At 42.5% G+C, this 18,414-nt stretch carries 17 protein-coding genes and 2 tRNA genes; 17 read left to right on the top strand and 2 right to left on the bottom strand.

Annotation, left to right across the window (positions count from 1 at the left end; all coding sequences use genetic code 11):
* The first annotated feature begins 40 nt into the window (after window positions 1-40).
* The 5 genes from folP (at window position 41) to ICN37_RS06760 (ending at window position 4,265) form a co-directional block, all read left to right on the top strand.
* Complete coding sequence (folP, locus tag ICN37_RS06780; protein WP_216155950.1) at window positions 41-880, top strand: dihydropteroate synthase; 840 nt, start codon at window positions 41-43, stop codon at window positions 878-880.
* Between the two features lie 29 nt (window positions 881-909).
* Window positions 910-2,253, top strand: a complete 1,344-nt coding sequence (glmM, locus tag ICN37_RS06775) for a phosphoglucosamine mutase (protein ID WP_216155947.1) — start codon at window positions 910-912, stop codon at window positions 2,251-2,253.
* Window positions 2,254-2,353: 100 nt separating this feature from the next.
* Window positions 2,354-3,181 carry a hypothetical protein gene (locus ICN37_RS06770; protein ID WP_215319814.1) on the top strand — a complete coding sequence of 276 codons (828 nt, stop codon included), beginning with the start codon at window positions 2,354-2,356 and terminating at the stop codon, window positions 3,179-3,181.
* Complete coding sequence (locus ICN37_RS06765; RefSeq protein ID WP_216155945.1) at window positions 3,178-3,744, top strand: chromate transporter; 567 nt, start codon at window positions 3,178-3,180, stop codon at window positions 3,742-3,744. The genes ICN37_RS06770 and ICN37_RS06765 overlap by 4 nt, the downstream gene beginning before the upstream one ends.
* Entirely contained in the window at window positions 3,741-4,265 is a 525-nt protein-coding gene (locus ICN37_RS06760; RefSeq protein WP_216155941.1) for a chromate transporter, read from the top strand. Before ICN37_RS06765 ends, ICN37_RS06760 begins: the two co-directional genes overlap by 4 nt.
* On the opposite strand, the gene ICN37_RS06755 is transcribed toward ICN37_RS06760, so the two are convergent.
* Both ICN37_RS06755 and ICN37_RS06750 read right to left on the bottom strand, forming a co-directional pair.
* The gene (locus ICN37_RS06755) at window positions 4,262-6,325 is read right to left on the bottom strand and encodes a TonB-dependent receptor (RefSeq protein ID WP_216155938.1); all 2,064 of its coding nucleotides are present in this window, start codon (window positions 6,323-6,325) and stop codon (window positions 4,262-4,264) included. The genes ICN37_RS06760 and ICN37_RS06755 overlap by 4 nt on opposite strands.
* Before the next feature lie 77 nt (window positions 6,326-6,402).
* The gene (locus ICN37_RS06750) at window positions 6,403-6,771 is read right to left on the bottom strand and encodes a hypothetical protein (RefSeq protein ID WP_215271596.1); all 369 of its coding nucleotides are present in this window, start codon (window positions 6,769-6,771) and stop codon (window positions 6,403-6,405) included.
* A 61-nt stretch (window positions 6,772-6,832) separates the two neighbouring features.
* Here ICN37_RS06750 and ICN37_RS06745 point away from each other — a divergent pair.
* The 12 genes from ICN37_RS06745 to ICN37_RS06690 all read left to right on the top strand — a co-directional run bounded on the left by ICN37_RS06745 (window position 6,833) and on the right by ICN37_RS06690 (window position 18,144).
* Window positions 6,833-6,909 (top strand) — tRNA-Pro (locus tag ICN37_RS06745).
* A 39-nt stretch (window positions 6,910-6,948) separates the two neighbouring features.
* Window positions 6,949-7,025 (top strand) — tRNA-Arg (locus tag ICN37_RS06740).
* A gap of 406 nt (window positions 7,026-7,431) precedes the next feature.
* Window positions 7,432-8,898, top strand: a complete 1,467-nt coding sequence (locus ICN37_RS06735) for a HAMP domain-containing sensor histidine kinase (protein ID WP_216155935.1) — start codon at window positions 7,432-7,434, stop codon at window positions 8,896-8,898.
* A gap of 134 nt (window positions 8,899-9,032) precedes the next feature.
* Window positions 9,033-9,680, top strand: a complete 648-nt coding sequence (locus ICN37_RS06730) for a response regulator transcription factor (RefSeq protein ID WP_071466106.1) — start codon at window positions 9,033-9,035, stop codon at window positions 9,678-9,680.
* Between the two features lie 160 nt (window positions 9,681-9,840).
* Window positions 9,841-11,217, top strand: a complete 1,377-nt coding sequence (locus tag ICN37_RS06725) for a TolC family protein (protein ID WP_216155932.1) — start codon at window positions 9,841-9,843, stop codon at window positions 11,215-11,217.
* The gene (locus tag ICN37_RS06720; protein WP_216155929.1) at window positions 11,162-12,223 is read left to right on the top strand and encodes an HlyD family secretion protein; all 1,062 of its coding nucleotides are present in this window, start codon (window positions 11,162-11,164) and stop codon (window positions 12,221-12,223) included. Before ICN37_RS06725 ends, ICN37_RS06720 begins: the two co-directional genes overlap by 56 nt.
* Window positions 12,201-13,106 carry a hypothetical protein gene (locus ICN37_RS06715; RefSeq protein ID WP_216155926.1) on the top strand — a complete coding sequence of 302 codons (906 nt, stop codon included), beginning with the start codon at window positions 12,201-12,203 and terminating at the stop codon, window positions 13,104-13,106. Before ICN37_RS06720 ends, ICN37_RS06715 begins: the two co-directional genes overlap by 23 nt.
* Window positions 13,094-13,957: an FUSC family protein gene (locus tag ICN37_RS06710; RefSeq protein WP_216155923.1), complete on the top strand. Its 864-nt coding sequence runs from the start codon at window positions 13,094-13,096 to the stop codon at window positions 13,955-13,957. The genes ICN37_RS06715 and ICN37_RS06710 overlap by 13 nt, the downstream gene beginning before the upstream one ends.
* Entirely contained in the window at window positions 13,954-14,439 is a 486-nt protein-coding gene (locus ICN37_RS06705) for an ion channel (RefSeq protein WP_071466101.1), read from the top strand. The genes ICN37_RS06710 and ICN37_RS06705 overlap by 4 nt, the downstream gene beginning before the upstream one ends.
* A gap of 46 nt (window positions 14,440-14,485) precedes the next feature.
* Window positions 14,486-15,700: a cytochrome c gene (locus tag ICN37_RS06700; protein WP_216155920.1), complete on the top strand. Its 1,215-nt coding sequence runs from the start codon at window positions 14,486-14,488 to the stop codon at window positions 15,698-15,700.
* Window positions 15,701-15,748: 48 nt separating this feature from the next.
* Complete coding sequence (locus ICN37_RS06695) at window positions 15,749-17,488, top strand: thiamine pyrophosphate-dependent enzyme (protein WP_216155916.1); 1,740 nt, start codon at window positions 15,749-15,751, stop codon at window positions 17,486-17,488.
* A 35-nt stretch (window positions 17,489-17,523) separates the two neighbouring features.
* A complete protein-coding gene (locus ICN37_RS06690) occupies window positions 17,524-18,144 on the top strand; it encodes a hypothetical protein (RefSeq protein WP_216155911.1) in 621 nt (206 codons plus the stop codon).
* Window positions 18,145-18,414 lie beyond the last annotated feature (270 nt).

Raw genomic sequence — 18,414 nt, 5'->3', positions numbered from 1 at the left:
TTTAGCTGTGTCTTTGATGCACCATCAAAGCCTTCAAGAGATGCCCACAACTTGGCGTTGTGGGCGTTTTCTTTTTGACTTCTCCAAACGCAAGCGCCCGATTGTGATGGGCATTCTGAATGCAACTCCGGATTCATTTTCTGATGGCGGTAAATTCAGAAATGCTGATAATGCTATTGCACAAGCGGAGTTAATGATCGAAAACGGGGTTGATCTCATTGATATTGGCGGGGAATCAACTCGTCCTGGTGCTGAACCAGTAGCGCTGCAAGAAGAGTTGGATAGAGTGCTTCCGGTCATTGAGGCATTAAAGGATTGCGGTGTCCCTCTATCAATAGATACTTATAAAGCAGAAACAATGCGCCAAGCTTTGCTTGCTGGCGTTGATTGTGTTAATGATATTTGGGCCCTCAGGCAAGTAGGGGCTTTAGAGGTCGTGTTGGAAAGTAGCGACTGCGGGATTGTATTAATGCACATGCAACGCGACCCCTTAACAATGCAATTTAACCCTGAATATCAGGACATCATTGCAGAGGTAAGACAGTTTCTAAATGATAAAGCGAAGCTTTTAATCTCCAAAGGCATTAGTGGTAACCGCATTGCTATTGATCCAGGATTTGGCTTCGGTAAGAGCTTGGAACATAACCTCAATATGCTGGCAAACTTTGCCGACTTCTCCGCTTTAGGCCTGCCCGTATTAGCGGGAATTTCACGTAAATCGATGATTGGCAAAATCACTGGTAAGGATGCTAATGACCGTGTAGCCCCAAGTATAGCGGCGGCAATCATGGCCGCAGATCGTGGCGCTCAAATTATCCGGGTTCATGATGTACCCGAGACTGTTGATGCTCTAAAGCTTTGGGAGGCTATAAACACTTAGTGACGCATCTAAGTTTTATAATGAAATTCATGAAAAAACAATACTTTGGTACTGATGGCATTCGAGGAGAAGTAGGGCTATTTCCAATCGTTCCAGAATTTATGACTCGCTTAGGCTACGCTGCTGGCAAAGTGTTAACAAGTGATGCCAAACCGGGTGAACGGTGCAAAATTCTCATCGGTAAAGATACGCGCGTTTCGGGATACTTATTAGAGGCAGCATTGGAGGCTGGTTTCGCTGCTGCAGGTGTAGATGTGATGCTCTGCGGTCCTATTCCAACCCCTGGCGTTGCATATCTCACTAAGGCATTGCGTTTGTCTGCTGGCTTAGTGATTTCAGCTTCTCATAACCCCTATCAAGATAATGGCATCAAGTTTTTCTCTGCAAAAGGCGATAAGTTGTCTGATGAGTTTGAGCTTGCCATTGAAGCTGAATTAGAAAAACCTATGGGTTGTGTAAATTCAAAAGAGCTTGGTAAAGCCTTTCGCCTAGATGATGCTGCAGGACGCTATATTGAGTTTTGTAAATCAACATTTCCAGGCGAGCTAAATCTGAAGGGGTTAAAGCTTGTGGTAGATTGCGCCAATGGAGCTGCCTATCACACAGCTCCCCATGTTTTTCATGAGCTAGGTGCTGAAGTGATCCCAATTGGCGTTAGCCCTGATGGTCGCAATATCAATGATGGTTGCGGAGCAACGGCACCGGCAGCTTTAATTGCTAAAGTTAAGGAAGTGAATGCAGATCTCGGTATTGCTCTAGATGGTGATGCTGATCGCCTTCAAATGGTTGATGCTTCTGGTCGTTTATTTAATGGTGATGAGCTTTTGTATGTGCTTGCAAAAGATCGCTTGGATCGTGGACAGCAGATTGGTGGTGCTGTAGGCACTTTAATGACTAATCTTGCAGTTGAAAACGCTATTAAAGATCTAGGCATCGGTTTTGAGCGCGCCAATGTAGGTGATCGCTATGTTTTGGAATTACTCAAACAAAATGGTTGGATCATTGGTGGCGAAGGGTCAGGTCATCTGCTTTGCTTAGACCAGCACTCCACAGGTGACGGCACAATTGCGGCACTTCAAGTGCTAGCGGCAATGAGTCAAAACAAAAAGAGCCTTGCGCAACTATTGGATGCTGTCAAAATATTCCCGCAGGTACTTTTGAATGTGAAGTTTAAACCCGGTTACGACTGGAAGAGCGACGAAAGACTAAAAAACCAAATCACCAAGGTTGAGACTGATCTCCAAAACATTGGTAGGGTTCTGATTCGTGCATCCGGTACGGAGCCTTTATTGCGCGTTATGGTGGAGACTAAAGATGCTGATATTGCAATGAGTGCAGCCAAAAGTATTGCTGATTTGGTTCGCACTGCCTAACCCACTCAATTCGCTAAGAGCTTGGTTTACCCACTTACAACCTCATGAACTGATTTAATTTCACGAGTTGGTGATAAGCTCAAGAAAAAAGGATTATTTTATGAAGCTGCATCCATCCATTACCAATAGAGAATTTAAATTACTCATCAAGCCAAAGGGTCTTGATCGTCACGGCAGAATTTTGCTTCTAAGCGAACAAATTGTGAAGTTTTGCAAGAAAAGTAAGGTGGATTTTTTTCACCTTGATAATGCAAATACCGGGCTACGAAATATTTATTTTTACGATACTCCCGGTGAAGATTTCCGTTTAAATAATATTATTTTGCGAGTTCGAGAGTCACGACAAAACGTGTGGGTTGATGACTATGCAGAAGTCACCCTCAAGTGTCGAACCCATGACATGGAGCATGCGTCCAAATTTAATCCAGCCCCACAAAAGAAAATAAAATCCAGGGCTCGCTTTAAAGAGGAAATCTTACGTGGCGATGCCTTGGGTTCTAAACGTCAAATCTTCTCAAACAATGCAATTTTGGATGCCGTTCCAATTGATAGTTTATTTGACAGATCAATTAGTGCGATTTGTGAGTATTTTCCAGGCATGGCAAATCTTTCGATAGATAAAAAAACTCCCGTACATATAGTTGGTGGTCCTACCAATAAGATTCTTGAAGCCTGCTTGCCATTAGGAAACCTGGTTTTTGGAGATGGTGTGCAAGCGCATTGTGAAATTGCCATTTGGATGAGGACTGCTGGCGACCCTATTGTAGGCGAGCTTGCTTTTTCATATCGCGTAAACGATGAAAATCGCTCACAAGCTAAGGCTCATAAGAGGGCGGATAAGTTTTTTAAAAAGCTTCAAACTGAATTGGCTGATTGGTTAGAAATTGGTAGTACAAAAACGGCATTAATCTATGGAAAGCCTGAATGAGCTCCGCAAAATTAACTGATGAAGATTTGTCAGTAAGTTTACATGACCTCTTTTTCCAGTTTTTACTCATCGGCGCAGTAAGTTTTGGTGGAGGAATCATTGCTTATGAACGCATTCTTTTAATTGAAAAAAGACGCTGGCTTACTGCCGATGAATTCATGGGCTATCTTGCAATTAGCCAAACTATGCCAGGCTTAAATTCAGTGAACTTAGCGGTGTTAGCCGGAGATCATTTGCGCGGCATGTTAGGCGCTTTCGTGTCAACCATCGGCCTAATACTTCCTGGATCTCTATTTGTACTAATTATCGGTGTTGCATACACCACGAATACAGATCACCCACTAGCAAATATCATTTTGTCTGGAGTTGCAGCAGCTGCATGTGGTTTACTGGCGGCAATTACTTATCGGATCGGTGACGAGCACTGGAAGCATCTCAAGTCACTTTTCATTATTGTGCCAACCTTTATTTTGATGAGTCTGGTAAAGCTAAGTCTACCCATCGTCCTATTAATAATGGCTCCGATAGCAATTTATATTTATCGCCCAAGAGTTAGATCATGAACCATTTAGTTTCATTAGCACTCAGCTTTGGCTTACTGTCACTCCTGGCGGTAGGTGGCGGGACCGCTGTATTACCGGAGATGCAATCCTTACTAGCTCATCAATTTGGCATTGATCACCTGCGTTTTGTACATATTTATAGTATCGGACAAATTGCACCAGGCCCTAATATGTTGATGGTCTTGGTGATCGGATTTCAGGTTGCTGGCCTAGTAGGAGCGGGAGTTGTTCTGCTCTCATTTTTCTTGCCATCGAGTATTTTGTGCTTTTATGCTGGTCGTATTTGGAATCGCTTTGGTGAAAGCCCTTGGCGCAGAACCATCCAAAATGCTTTGGAGCCCATCTCAGTCGGACTCATGGCATCGGGTGTTTATGCCGTTGGCAAGGCTTCGATTGTTAGCTCGCTAACTGCTGGACTGGCGCTGATTACCCTCTATCTTATTTTGCGTACCAAAATTAACCCTGTCATTGTGATTCTGGGCTCGGGTTTGGTGGCAACCCTCATCACTAAGTTCCTTTAAAAAGCAGTTCGAACCCCAATCATGGCGCTGCGACCCGGTTGGGGTGCGTATAAGCGTACCGTCTCTGGCGTTGTGGCATAACGAATATCTTGATTCAATAAGTTTGTCAGACGCAGATAGCCTGTCCAAGAGATGCTGTTAATTCTTTCAGTGTATGACACGCCTGCATTGAGTAGGTTGTAGCTCGGCGTGGGGCCAATCTCAAAGCTAGCTAAGCGCGTCTGCTCAAAAGCATGGATGTAAGTAGCATTCATTTTCCATTGATTTACTTGTTGGGCAATTTCAGCCCCTAAGCGTGGGGCTGGTTGCAGGGGTAAATTACCGCCACTATTAAAAGTCCCTTGAGAGGCGTCACCAAATAGGCGAGTGCCAACGCCATTTTGCTGCCAGTTGTAGGTTAATTCTCCTTCAACCCCTTTAATGGTGGCATTTGCTTGTTGGGAGGCTACTACTGGATAGTTGGTATATCCATCACCAGAGACTGTATTTCCAGTGTAGAAGCCATAAATGTAGTTACTGAACTGATTTTGATAGATGTTGGCTTTACCTTGGATGAGTCCAATCGTTTTTTGTATACCCAATTCAATGTTGTGCGAAGTCTCTATTTGTAAATTGGAATTACCCACTATGTATGTGGCGGTAGCATCGTGTGGACCGAAAGCGTAAAGCTCGGGTGCACTTGGTGCCCTTTGTGAAACGGTGTAGGCTGCAGCTAGTCCATAGCCTTTAGTCACTTCGTAAATAGTTCCCAAAGAGTAGGAGCCCAAATTAAACTGACGGTTAATTAATGAAGGTGGGCTATAAGTAGAAATCGAGTCGGCGTAAACGCTGGCCTGATTGGGGTTCTGGGTAACATAGTTGTAGCGCAAACCAAGACTATTTTTAAAGTCACCAAAATTACCTTGCTCCACCCAAAATAGCGCATTGGAATTGGTGACTGTTTGCGGAACGATATCTGCATTGCCACTAGCGATATCGGTTGCCGTTAGTTTGGCGGTAGAGGATTGCAAGCCAACACTACCTTTCCAGCCCATCCAGGATTGATGATCTAGTACCGCGCGTAATTCTGTTGCATCATTTACCCAATTAGTTTGCGGCACGCCGTTGTTATCAAATTCATTGTGCATGTAATGGCTATTAGAGATGCTGAATTTGAAAGCGCTAAAACCATCCATAGGATCGCGGGTTTCATGCTGCAAATCATAGCGATTTTGCGATTGGTTAATAAATCCGCCATCAGCAGTAGGAACGCCATAGTCATGATTAAGGCGCAATAGTGAGACCCCGGTATAACCATGATCACCAATATAAGAAGCGCCCAGCCCTAAGTTATTCTCATTATTAAAGGAGAAGGGTAGCTTGCTAGAGTAGGGCACATTTTGCGGAACGCCGGGGCTGATTGCCCAGTTAGCATTCGGCCCACCTTGCTCTGCGTAGCCAGGGATTTGATAGTTATTGGCATTGCTAATGGCGGTATCAATATGAAAGGCAATTGGTCCGGTGGATGTATCGACTACTGCGCTGGCGGTCTTGTCTTGATTGACGGTTTCATAGCTCGTATTTACTGACCCCGTTGGCTCCCCTGGGAGGGAGGTGGCAATGCGATCATTAATCACATTGACCAAGCCGCCGCTCGAGCCAGACCCATACATCAATGCAGATGCGCCGCGTAGGATTTCAATTTGACGCGTGCTTTGTAAGGGGTTGGCGGTAGCATGATCTGCCGAAATACTCGATACGTCACTCACCGATAGGCCATTTTCTAAAATCTGTACCCGCGCACCTTCGAGCCCACGAATGACTGGTCTGGAAGCGCCCGCTCCAAATCCGGTTGCAGAAACCCCCAGTTCATCGGAGAGGGTGGCGCCCAGGTTGTTACCCAGCTTATTTTGCAACTCATCGCCTGACAAAACTTTGCTCGGGCTCATAAGATTATTTTCGGAGATGGCGTTCGATTCAATCACTAAGCCGCCATTCGGATCTTCCGCTCTTGCGGAGTAAGGAAGGCTTACGCCCAAAGCGCTTAATAAAGCCAATTGATAGGGGATTCTAAATTTCATACTTCACTCTTAAAACTATTGAACTATTTCAACAGGTAAATGCACATAAATTCGCTAATAAGGCGAGGGCAATGTAATTAAAGAGTGATGCTGGGGGGAGCTCGAGATTGATAGGGTGAGGCAAGAGCCTGGAAAACCGTTACCACTAAGAGCGGGGTAAAAGTGCCTGAATAAGAAAGCACCCCGATAGAAGATTGAACATCTGGCGCAATAAAACTGGCGAGGGTTAAGGCATCAAATAAATGGCAATCGGCTGCAGCATGAGATATGCCAAAGGAAGTGCGATCGCCAGTGTTGAACTCTAAATTAACGCCCTGGAAGCCGGCATGCGAAACGCTATGTGCAAAGCCTAAATACTGGGTGCCCAAGAGGCTAAATAGCAAAAAGCCAAGAGCGATTAACGCTCGCGTTTGCTTGCTAACTTTGCCGTTAAAAAGGGTGCTCATGGGCCTGAATATTACAGGATTTGGCCCTCAGCAACATGTCGGTGTACAATATCGATTCCGTCGGAGTGTAGCGCAGCCTGGTAGCGCACCTGCTTTGGGAGCAGGGGGTCCAAGGTTCGAATCCTTGTACTCCGACCACTTTCTCAAGTTTCACCATTTAGTCCCAGTACACACATACTGCCTATAGCTCAGCTGGATAGAGCAACGCCCTTCTAAGGCGTAGGTCGCACGTTCGAATCGTGCTGGGCAGGCCAGATTTCATATTGCATCATATAAAAGTAGGCTGGTAGATTGTGCTCAATTGACCTAATCCTGGGTCAAGCTTGGCTAGCGTATAGCTCACCTTGGTCTAGCGTGGTGAATCCTGGTGGACTATCAGCGACTCAGACGAACTTTTGACCCTAACGATCTAGTGTCGGTTTGACCCGACTGTAGGGTGTCACTTATCGCGACGCTCAAGCGACTCTTATGGGGTGGCTTGCTGACGCTCAGATTGTGTGGTTGGCGGTGGCAGAGAATGGTCAGTGGCGGACGTTTCAAAGACTCCGAGACTTCAAGCTAGGTAATTTTTTGCAAAATTACTGAAAGACACTAAGTTGCTCACAAATCCCCCGGCTGAGATCGAAAATCTAATGAAAGCTCAATTACTATATTAGTTCAATGCAAAACATACTTTCTGCCGATTTTTATCTTTTTGGCCTCATCTTATTGGGTTCATTCATTTGCTCGTATTCATTTCTTGTTGCTGAAAAGCCGATCCCGAATCTGATTAAGTTTTGGGCTGCATCAGCCTTATTTGCTATCGCGCAATACTTAATATCAGGATTTGCGACTCAATATGCCACCTCAAGTTTTAACTTTGGGCTTAAAGCTTTTGCCTTTTCCAATATATTTCACATCACTTCAGTAGTTTTTCAAACCTTATTTTGCTATTCGCTACTTACTACTTTTCCAAGAAAAAAAGTAGCGATTGTTTCATTGAGTTTAATTTTATTTGGGGCTCAATTTGTAGCAATACATCAGTTAGGCTATATTTCATTGGCAGCTTTTGAGGTTGCTCTTCTAATGCCTGCTTTTCAGGCATTACAAATTTTATTTTTAGTTAAGTATCGAAAAAAAGATAAATCAACACAGCTTAACTTATTGGTAGTTTTTACTTCAGTCCAATTGATCCTGGCCTGTATAAGATTGGCAGCCGTGAGTTGGAGGGCTATTGGTTCGGATGCATCAGAGTTGGTAATTAATTTTGATGAAATACCTTTGGCCTATATTGTTATTGCAACAGTAAATATGTTTTTTAACGTACTTTCTTACCAGGCCATGGTGGGTTACTGGGCTGAAAGAGCGATACACAGCAAGATTCAGGTTGGTAGTGAAAATAGCCGTATTCTTCAGTTGCTTTCAGAGCGAGATCAGTTAATCAATTCCCTATCAAGGGCCAATAAAACTGCGATAACTGGGGCATTGTCTGCATCACTGGCGCATGAGCTCAATCAACCATTAGGCGCTATAAAGCTGGGAATACAGTTACTTAAAACTTTATTTGATAAAAGCGCTACTTCCCCGATGGCGGAGCAAGTCATGCAAGATATTGAAAATGAAAATCAACGAGCCACCGACCTAATAAAAACTCTACGTTCAATATTTGTTGATGGCGGAATTGAAAAAAAGCAAATCCTACTGGATGACCTAATACGTTCGGTTGGTATGTTGTACAAAACAAAGTTTTTAGAGGATCGCATACAGATACAATATTTCTTGGCTGCCTCAATCCCAATTAACGGTAATAGTCTTGAATTACATCAAGTTATTGTCAATTTGATGAATAACTCGATCGATGCATTTGAGAGCAGTAAAACATTAGCGCCTACATTGGTTATTCAAACGACTCAAAATGATCAATACCTATATTTATCAATTTCGGATAACGGACCAGGAGTTCCCGAGGCTCAAGTTAGAGAGATGTTTGAATTGATTAAAACATCCAATAAAAAGGAGGGGATGGGCTTAGGGCTTTGGCTTGTTAAATTTATTATTGAGCGTCACGGCGGAACAATTTCATACAAAAGATCACAGTATGGGGGAGCTCAATTTGATATCACTTTACCAATGATTTCTAATGGGTGATTGGGAGGGCGGATTGCCATATCAGCGTACCCCTGCAAAATAAGGCAATACCGTTATATTAAAACTCACGATCGTGAGTTTCTATGGAATTCACCTTTTGGCAAAATTAACTGTCCATTATCTTTTTACACAATATGCCCACAAATACAGCTTTAAATAGCCAGGCTCAGAGTTCTAAGGCGGAGCATGTCTTCGTTATCGAAGATGATGATGGCATGCGTCACACTATTCAGGTGACTTTAGAGCTTCTGGGTTATGTCGTGCATGCCTTTAGAGACCCAAGAGAGTTTTTAGCCATTGATTTCCTTGAGGCTCCGGCAGTTGTCATTACGGACATGAGAATGCTAAGCATGAGTGGAATTGAGTTGCAGGCTGAACTTTTGGCAAGAGGTCAAAATATCCCAATCGTATTTGTTAGCGGTCAGAGCTCCTTAGAGCAAGGACTCATGGCCATGAAGCAGGGCGCACTTGAATTTTTGGTAAAGCCATTTAGCCGTGAAGAGTTGATAAAAGCGGTTGTTAAGGGAATTGCTCAGGATATAGAGAGATTGCAAGCCTTGAATAGAAGCGAGAAGGTTGCGCTTCTTTTAAAAACTTTGACAAAAAGTGAGCTTGAAGTATTCAAGCTCTTGGAAAAAGGCTTTAATAATCAAGAGATAGTTCAAGCAACCGGCTTGACTTTATATACGACAAAAAACTACAAAGCCAAAGTCATGCAAAAACTGGGTATTAAGTCCCTTGCCGAGCTACTACGTCTTAAAGAATCTCCGTTAAATATATAGCAATACTCACGATCGAGAGTATTGCTAGCAAGGGATGTATTTGATAATCATTTCAAATAAATCCGCTTTAGATGGCCTTTAAACGAGCATGATCTCTAAAATTATCTCGAAACACAGAATAATTTCTCTCTCGTCCATCGGCATTCTCCTTGGCGGTTGCATGATGTATGGTGATGGGACTCCGCCTGACGTCAAGATGCCAGAACAGTGGCCTGCAATTAAAAATTCTGCTCAAGAGCGGCCTCTACCACTATATCCATGGTGGCAAGAGCTCAAAAGTGATGAATTAAATGAACTCGTCAGCGAGAGTCTAAAAAATAATCGACAAATATTGCAGTCGATTAATAGTATTGAGCAAGCTCAAGCCCAACTTGATACCGTTAAATTAGGTTGGCTTCCTTCCCTAAACTTCTTTGGGGGATCTATAAACGGCAATACGACTTTATTCTTTCAGGGGTTATCTGTTCCCGTAGCTAACGTTGGTGGCTTTGTAGGCTTCTTGCCCACTTATGTAGTGAATTTGCTGCAACAGCCTGCAAGGCAAATGCAGGCTGGGCAAATACTTGAAGCTTCACAGGCGGATTACCTTGCGGTTAGAACGGCAATGATTGCCCAAGTAACTACCGCTTATGTAGCAGTACTGGTAACCGAACGCCAGACTCAGATACTGCAGGATATGCAGGAGTCTTTAAAAAAGCGTGCTCAAATCGCCTCTTCTTTATCTGCAAGAGGCCTAGGTACTCAATATGGCCAGAATCAATTAGAACTAGAGTTAAATGCCATTTCAGGGCAGCTTGCACAAAATAGTGCCAATCAACAAGCAGCACAAAATGCGCTGTTAATTCTGGTGGGAAGAAGCATTGGGCGATTCAAATCCAAGCAATCATTGGATCAAATTAATACCGATGTCCCATCTCCAGGAAATATACCAGCATCTGTAGTGGCTACTAGACCAGATGTCGCTGCTGCAAGAGCAAGATTAGATGCGACAAACTATGGGGTGACCGCAACTGCCAGTTCGCTGTTTCCATCAATTAGCTTAAACGCATTAGTGACTAATATAAAAACCACTCAGAACGGATCAAACGCCAGCTCAAATGCTAATTTTCAGGCTGCGTACGCTGCATTGGTGCTTGACCCTAAGATAATCGGGGCTATTAGCTCCAGTAATGCAGTTTATAGATCGGCTGCTATTGCTTACATTGATATAGTTAATTCTGCATTACGTGAAACGGATGATGCGCTCTCAGCTTATGAGGCTCAAAGAGTAAAGCTGGGGCATGACATAGAGGCATTTTCTAAAGCCAAAAATAATTTAAAGATTTCAGATTCTATGTATCGCCAGGGTCTTTTATCTCAGTCGCAGTTTCTTGAAAATAAAGCCCAATATAACTTGGTAGATGCTGCAGTAACGCAGACAAAGCTGACTGAGTTAATTGCAATGGCTAAGTTATATCAAAGCATGGGCGGTGGATCAATTTATGAAGAACAAAATCTTGAAATATCTAACGGAAAAGTACGACCTACTCAAAAGTAAACTTGCCCAGCTCAATTTGCGTCAGAAATTGGGTAAGCTCAACTTTGCTACAGCAATCTTCGCCTTGGGTGGATTGCTTGCCATCGGATACTTTTTAACTTCTTTATTTACATTAACTGACAATGCTTACATTGTCCGTATTCAAACGCCAGTTTCTTCGAAAGTGGCCGGATCAGTTGCTGAAGTTTTGGTTAAGAATGGGCAGGTAGTTAAGTCGGGAGATACTTTAGTAAAGCTAAATTCGGATAACTATAGATTACTCTTTGAGGCTGCAGATGCGCAATATGAAAAAGGTTTAATCAGTATTAAAGCGCTATCCAAGAAAGTTGATCTTACAAAGCACAACTTACAGGCAGCAAAAGAAAATTTAGAGATTCTTAAAAATCAGTACCGTCAAAAAAATCATCCTTCTGTCAAAGGCGGCATTCCACAAATTGAGCTCTCTGACTTGAAGTATAAGATTGAGGCTCAATCTAATATCACCGCAGGGTTCGCAGATCAGCTAGAAATTGATCAATACGAAGTTGAGATGGCTAAAAATAATTTGACAGTATTAAAGAGCGCCAGAGATCAGGCAGAAATTGTTTTAAATGATTCCACAATTAAGGCTCTTACGGATGGTCAAGTCCAAAACGTCTTTTTAGGTATTGGTAAAAATGTAGCGCCCGGAGAAACATTATTTACTCTAGTAAATAGCGGCAATGCATATGTCCAAGCAAATATTGAAGAAACGGATTTAGCTGGCGTAAAGCAGGGCGACAAAGTAACGGTATACCCAAGAATCTACTTTGGCAGCAAATCGTTCGAAGGGGTTGTTGTTAGCAACCCATTTGGTATTACAAGGCAGATTACCCAGCCATTCACGGGCAATCAGATTATTGCCACAGAAAATAAATGGCTGTTGCTACCCCAAAGACTTCCGGTAATTATTGAAATTACTAACGCTGATCCCAAGTATCCTCTTGAGAATGGAATGTCTGTGTATGTTCGTATACGCAGTCAGTAGCCCCCTATTTGATCGGGCAGATCCTTATTGGGTTTGCCGATTGTCAGCCCTAAAGGTAGCCTATGTTGGGGTTGTGCTTTTTATAGTCAATGCATTTTTTAAGTCGCCAACAGTTCCAGTATTGGAAATGCTAGTAACTGCCGTTGCAGTAGCGGCAACTGAATTGCCGCCAATGAATTCCCATAAGAAAAAGATCTTGGGATACATAGGGATTGTCATACTTTGTGTAACTACCAACAGCATTTTTGGCTTGGTTTCATACTTTAAGTGGGGCTTATTGATCGGAGTAGGGGCATGGGCGCTCATTCTTTACAGATTAATCGCTAAAGATGGATTAACTGCCAATGTAGTCGGGATTTTGATTTTGATTGGGATTGTTTCTCTTGAAGGAGATGTTGCAACAGACCTTAATGGCGTTATAAATCACACTCTTTTCTATTTTGAATATGCTGCTGCGGGATTATTTGCTTTACTTCTTTTTCCAAATCTTCATGATCGGGTTATCAAAAGTGCAGCGCTTCGCTTATTAGAGGCTGATCGCCAATTTATTGGGGGCGATTCAAATTTGAACAAGTTTGATAATCAGACCTTGATGAGCCTTCTGGCGATGCAAAACCAGGCTGAGCAAGTTCAGCCAGCCATCTATGGATTAATGCCATTCTTCAAGTCACTCCAGCTCCAGATCAGGGGTAATTCATTTGCTCAAAAAACACATGCCAAATCCACGCTAGAAGTGCTTGATTTAATTCATCGTTCTATCTGCCAATCACGTGTAATAGAGCTAGATAAGCTGACGCAGAGCACTGAGGTTTTGAGGGATGCCAAATTGGCCGCTACCTTAAAAGATCTAGCTGAGTATTGGAATTCAAAATGCCTAGCCTAAATTTTAAAAATAGAATTTTGCAGGTCGTGGGGCTAATTGTTCTCTCACTTCTAGTTGCTCAAGTTTTGCAGTGGGATCAAGGATTATGGGTAGCAGTATCGGTAACTGCGATCATTGGACCCTTTAGCGCAAGTTTGACAATAGAAAAGTCCCGTAACCGAATTATTGGCACCATTGCTGGATTGCTAATAGCCACAGTTTTGGAAATATTCCTAAGATATAACTATCAGCTTGTGTTTCTTGTGGGCATTATTTTGGCTTATGTGTTGGGGTTTGCTGTTCAGCAAAACTATCGTTACTTCATTATGGTTGTAACCGTGGCGATTTGTCTTAATTTTGAATATATGAATCTACCATTTACTTCTTTTGAGCCAATATCGTTTCTCATTGCACGTTTTATGGCTGTTTTAGCGGGCATCGCTTTATTTCTGTTTATTCAAAAATATGTATATGGAGTCCGTAATGCCAGAGTTGAGTTGGTAGAGTCGACTCAAAAAATTGCAGCTAGTATTTCCAAGAATCTCTTGCAACTTAGCACTTTGGCAGGTATCGATGTAAAGTCTGGCATCGATCAGGCAATAGCGCTAAAAGCAGAGTCAGAATCTTTTGAAGAGTTACTCTCCGCTTCTGGGTATGGACTTGGCGGCCCATGTAATGAGCTACGTGCTGCCAATAGGATTAATAGACTGCAACAAAGAGTGATATCGCTCCTTTTAGATCTCTCCTATGCCCAGCAGGAGCCTATCGAATTGCAAGCCAAAATAAAGTCTACGATTCAAAGAAGGGCGCTGAAGCTAAATAATGCCCTTAGCAAGTTCACCCAAATAACGTCTCTCAACTACAGAACATGACTAATTTTCAAAACCCACTCAAGCTGCTCACTTTTTATGCTGAGAATATCTTTGGCGGAGGTATTGATGTTTTTATGCTCAGCGCAATCCTCATTTTTGTTATTCATAGCTTTTTAGTGCTTTCAATCACAAGAGGTTTCGGACGATTTATTACAGGAACCTCTGTCAGTTGGAAAGCAAGGGTAAGTTTTCTACCTTACGCTTTTGTTATGTTTCTGATTGTGCTCACTCACATGATGGATCTGCTCTTTTATGCTTACATGTTAGATGGTATGGGCGTTTTTTCAGATCCGCTAGCTTCGTTCTATTTTGCTGGTGAGATGTACACCACAGTTGGATATGGAAATTATCAGCTTTCACCCGAATGGCGTGGTCTACCATTGGTCATAGCCTTTTCTGGAATTTTTGCAGTTTCTATCTCAGGCGCTGGGCTTTTTAATATGCTCCAGATTTTATTGGTTGAGCGTAATAAAAATAAGTAAGTTACCAATCATTTTTTATTAAAAGTCGATTTCTGAAAGTCATTAAATGAAAAAAATAAAGCCCCTTCCAGCATTGCTAAATGGCACTGCGACACTTTTGCTTTTTGTAGTCAATCTCACCTTCGCTCAAACTCCTGAAAAAAGAGGGGAGTATCTTGCTACGGCTGGAGATTGCATATCCTGCCATACTGCCCCTGGGGGCCAGCCCTTTGCAGGTGGGCTCAGAATGAATACGCCTTTTGGCTACCTTTTAACTCCTAATATCACCCCTGATGTGAAGACTGGTATTGGGTCATGGAGTAAAGATGAGTTTTTTAGAGCAATCCATGACGGTGTAAACAAAAAAGACCAGGATATGTATCCTGCAATGCCTTTTACATCTTATGCCAAGGTTAGTCGCGAGGATGTCGATGCAATTTACGCTTATTTACAGACCATCAAGCCAGTATCCAATGAAATTTCGATAAATCACCTAGAGTTTCCATTCAATATTCGTTCAACAATGCTGTTTTGGCGTGAGTTATTTTTTACTCCAGGCTTCTTTAAGCCTGATTCCTCTCAATCTGCCTCTTGGAATCGCGGAGCTTATCTTGTTGAAGGATTGGGGCATTGTAGCGAGTGCCATTCTCCACGTAATGTTATGGGAGCAATTGAGCAATCTAAGGCATTTACTGGTGCGCTGGTAGATGGATGGTTTGCACTTAATCTCACATCTAACTTACGTACAGGTTTAGGGTCTTGGACTGCCCAAGATATTGCCAACTATCTTAAATCTGGAAAGTACCCAGGAAAAACCACCGCCCTTGGGCCTATGCAGGAGGTTGTACATAACAGCACAAGCAAGCTAAGTGATAGTGATTTGTTGGCCATGGGCGTTTACCTTAAAACTTTGCCAGCGAGTTCAAGCCTAAATAATCAAGTTAAGACGATTGATAAATCAAAGAGTGAAGGTGCCCGCCTGTATATCGATAACTGTAGCGGCTGTCATCAATCAAATGGGCGGGGAATTCAAAATGTCATACCGCCGTTAGCTTCTAATCCCGCTGTGATAGCTCCAAATGGGGCAGATATTGTCAAAGTCATCATTAGGGGAATTGGTAGTCGAAATGGATATATTCCAATGCCTTCATTTGCCTCTCGATTAAATGACGAGGAAATTGCTCAGCTAAGCAATTATGTTCGTGGCAGCTGGGGTAATTCAGCTGCGCCCATTGTGACGCAGTCGATGGTGAAAAATATCAGAGCTAACCCAGGAATTTAAAAACTATCTGTAGCGTAATTGAGCAATGTATCTAATAAGGAACCTTAAATGAAAAAAAATGCAGCCCAAGTGCTTGTGGAAGTTTTAGAGTCTGCTGGAGTAAAGCATATATATGGAGTTGTAGGCGATACCCTAAATTATGTGACTGATGCTTTATCTAAAAGTAGTATTGAATGGATTCACACCAGGCATGAGGAGGTTGGAGCATTTGCAGCAACCGCAGAATCCTATATGACCGGTAATCTTGCTGGCTGTGCAGGCTCGTGTGGGCCAGGAACCCTGCATTTAATCAACGGTGTATATGAGGCTCATCGCGCTCGTATTCCATTAATCGTGATCGCTAGTCAGATTGATACCATGACTCTGGGTATGGATATGCCACAAGAGGTCGACTATCAAAAGGTATTTTCAGACTGTTCAGTTTTTTGTGAGCAAGTCTATAACGCTGAGCAGGCTAGACATGTTGCTGTATTAGCTTGCCAGGCCGCTATTAGCAAGCAGGGTCCCGCCGTCATTATTTTACCTGTTGATATCAGCAAAACGGAAGTGGAAGATGCGATTCAATATTCCGTGCATTTTCCAAAATCGATTTGCGTTCCCGCTAAAGTAGACCTAGAAAAGGCGGCTGAAATATTAGCTTCGGGTAAGAAGGTTGGGATTTATGCTGGAATTGGTTGTCAAGGAGCTCATGATCTCTTGCTTGATCTTGCCAAAAAATTAAAAGCGCCCATTGCACATACCTCAAGAGCTACTGATATCGTTGCCTACGATAATCCCTATAACGTGGGCATGACAGGCTTATTAGGAATTCACTCTGGCTTTCATATGATGTCGGAATGCGATACCCTGCTGTTGCTTGGCGCTGATTTTGCCTGGGGTCAGTTTTATCCTAAGCATGCCAAAATTATCCAAATTGATCGTGATGCCGCAAGATTAGGTAGAAGGCATCCAATTACTCTTGGGCTTCAAGGAGATGTTGTTCCTACTTTGGAGGGGCTTATTCCATTATTAGCCCAACGTGCAGATGATGAATTTTTAAACCACTGCCTAGAAGTTGCCAAAAAAACTCAAGAAACTCTTAAGGCGGAAGAGGAAATGGGAGATGGCAAGATTATTCACCCCCAATATATGGCTCGCCTCCTAAGTGATTACGCCGCTAAGGACGCATTATTTACCGCTGATACCGGAACATCATGGGTATGGGCCTTGCGTCACATCAAAGTAAACGGCCAGAGGAAATTTTTAATGAGCCTTAGACACGGTACCATGGCTAACAGTATGCCCATGGCACTTGGGCTTAAAAAAGCATATCCCGATCGTCAGGTGATAGCCCTGTGTGGCGATGGAGGCTTGGCAATGCTGATGGGTGATTTGCTTACGATTAATCAAGAAAACTTGCCTATTAAGATTGTTGTTGTAAATAACGGCGCGCTTGATTTTGTAGAGCTAGAAATGAAGGCCGACGGTTTATTAAATAACTACACCGATCTCAAAAACCCTAGTTTTGCCAAGATCGCAGAAGCTGTAGGTATTAAAGGTATTGAAGTTAAAAATGCTATTGACCTAGATAAGTCAATGCAGGAATTTTTGGCTTATCCAGGGCCAGCGCTGCTTGATGTCCATACAAATCGCTCAGAGCTTGTGATGCCTCCAACCATAAATTTGGAAAACGTCGTTGGTATGGCCGCTTATAGTGCTAAAGCAATTCTCAATGGCCGTATTTCTGATGTAGAAAATTTATTAGAAAATACGATGCAAAGTGCTAAGCATGAGATTTTAAAAACTTAAGTAAATTAATTTTTATATTTTATTGCGGGGAATAAATGCTAGACGAGAGTAAAAAAAGCCTTATTGAAGCTGAAGAGCGTTATCGCCACGAAATAGCCAAAAAGATTAGTGATGAGGCTACGATAGTAGAAAAGGATATAGAAACCTCCTCTCATCAAATATGGGCAAAGATTTACGACATACTTAATAGTAATGTGGGTATGCTTATTTTATCTTCGGTATTTATTAGTGGTGGCGCAGCTTTTTATCAAGATATGCAACACAACTACGAAAGCCGTGTGACCTCTCAAAAAGAGATAATTTCCTGCGAATTTGAAATTGCCAATCGTCTTTATGTTGTTAAAAACTTAATAAGTCATGCAAAAACAGTTGGTGACGCTCTAGAGGCGTTAACGGGAGCTAAAAAAAGTCTAGGTCCTGTGAAGCCTGAGTTTCAAAATGTTGGTCTTGCAGTTTTATATTTCAATTTATATCAGCTAACTGGAAATAGAAATCCCAGCGTAGAGCAAGATTTGAGAGAAATTGAAAGAGTGTATTTCTCCTTGCAAGAGCAAGATCCAAAGGCCATCTTTAATGAAGCGGACAAAGAGTCTATGACAAAAATTTTTAACGAGTTATTTGAGCTAAATCTTAAAGACATACATCATTTGAAGTAAAAAGAAGTGCCACAGCTATGTTTTGATTTTTAATTTCAGAATGTCATTCAAACTGCTAAATTAAATCATTTTTACAGTTTCTAAGGTATAGGCTTCACGTTCGAATCATGTTAAGGGGGCAATGTCTGCCAGTCTGCTTTGGGCCGAGGCTGTGTAAAAACTCAAAACACTTCCATTAATTTCGATTTAGAGCGTGCACACGGGTTTTGGTTTCTCAATAAAGCGCCCTGAGGGGCTCAAGCATCCTGTTTCGGTAAATATTGGTCTTTT

The organism is Polynucleobacter sp. P1-05-14, from assembly GCF_018881675.1.
In the GTDB taxonomy this organism is placed as follows: Bacteria; Pseudomonadota; Gammaproteobacteria; order Burkholderiales; family Burkholderiaceae; genus Polynucleobacter.
Note: the sequence above shows the minus strand (reverse complement) of the source record. Positions and strands in the feature narration are given on the sequence as shown.

Bases quoted from the DNA above. Each gene is read 5' to 3' on its own strand.
- ICN37_RS06750 (WP_215271596.1), bottom strand. From the start codon at position 6,771: ATGAGCACCCTTTTTAACGGCAAAGTTAGCAAGCAAACGCGAGCGTTA.
- ICN37_RS06695 (WP_216155916.1), top strand. From the start codon at position 15,749: ATGAAAAAAAATGCAGCCCAAGTGCTTGTGGAAGTTTTAGAGTCTGCT.
- ICN37_RS06730 (WP_071466106.1), top strand. From the start codon at position 9,033: ATGCCCACAAATACAGCTTTAAATAGCCAGGCTCAGAGTTCTAAGGCG.
- ICN37_RS06715 (WP_216155926.1), top strand. From the start codon at position 12,201: ATGTTCGTATACGCAGTCAGTAGCCCCCTATTTGATCGGGCAGATCCT.
- ICN37_RS06710 (WP_216155923.1), top strand. From the start codon at position 13,094: ATGCCTAGCCTAAATTTTAAAAATAGAATTTTGCAGGTCGTGGGGCTA.
- folP (WP_216155950.1), top strand. From the start codon at position 41: ATGCCCACAACTTGGCGTTGTGGGCGTTTTCTTTTTGACTTCTCCAAA.
- ICN37_RS06690 (WP_216155911.1), top strand. From the start codon at position 17,524: ATGCTAGACGAGAGTAAAAAAAGCCTTATTGAAGCTGAAGAGCGTTAT.
- ICN37_RS06755 (WP_216155938.1), bottom strand. From the start codon at position 6,325: ATGAAATTTAGAATCCCCTATCAATTGGCTTTATTAAGCGCTTTGGGC.
- ICN37_RS06705 (WP_071466101.1), top strand. From the start codon at position 13,954: ATGACTAATTTTCAAAACCCACTCAAGCTGCTCACTTTTTATGCTGAG.
- ICN37_RS06765 (WP_216155945.1), top strand. From the start codon at position 3,178: ATGAGCTCCGCAAAATTAACTGATGAAGATTTGTCAGTAAGTTTACAT.
- ICN37_RS06735 (WP_216155935.1), top strand. From the start codon at position 7,432: ATGCAAAACATACTTTCTGCCGATTTTTATCTTTTTGGCCTCATCTTA.
- ICN37_RS06725 (WP_216155932.1), top strand. From the start codon at position 9,841: ATGATGTATGGTGATGGGACTCCGCCTGACGTCAAGATGCCAGAACAG.
- ICN37_RS06770 (WP_215319814.1), top strand. From the start codon at position 2,354: ATGAAGCTGCATCCATCCATTACCAATAGAGAATTTAAATTACTCATC.
- ICN37_RS06720 (WP_216155929.1), top strand. From the start codon at position 11,162: ATGAAGAACAAAATCTTGAAATATCTAACGGAAAAGTACGACCTACTC.
- ICN37_RS06760 (WP_216155941.1), top strand. From the start codon at position 3,741: ATGAACCATTTAGTTTCATTAGCACTCAGCTTTGGCTTACTGTCACTC.
- ICN37_RS06700 (WP_216155920.1), top strand. From the start codon at position 14,486: ATGAAAAAAATAAAGCCCCTTCCAGCATTGCTAAATGGCACTGCGACA.
- glmM (WP_216155947.1), top strand. From the start codon at position 910: ATGAAAAAACAATACTTTGGTACTGATGGCATTCGAGGAGAAGTAGGG.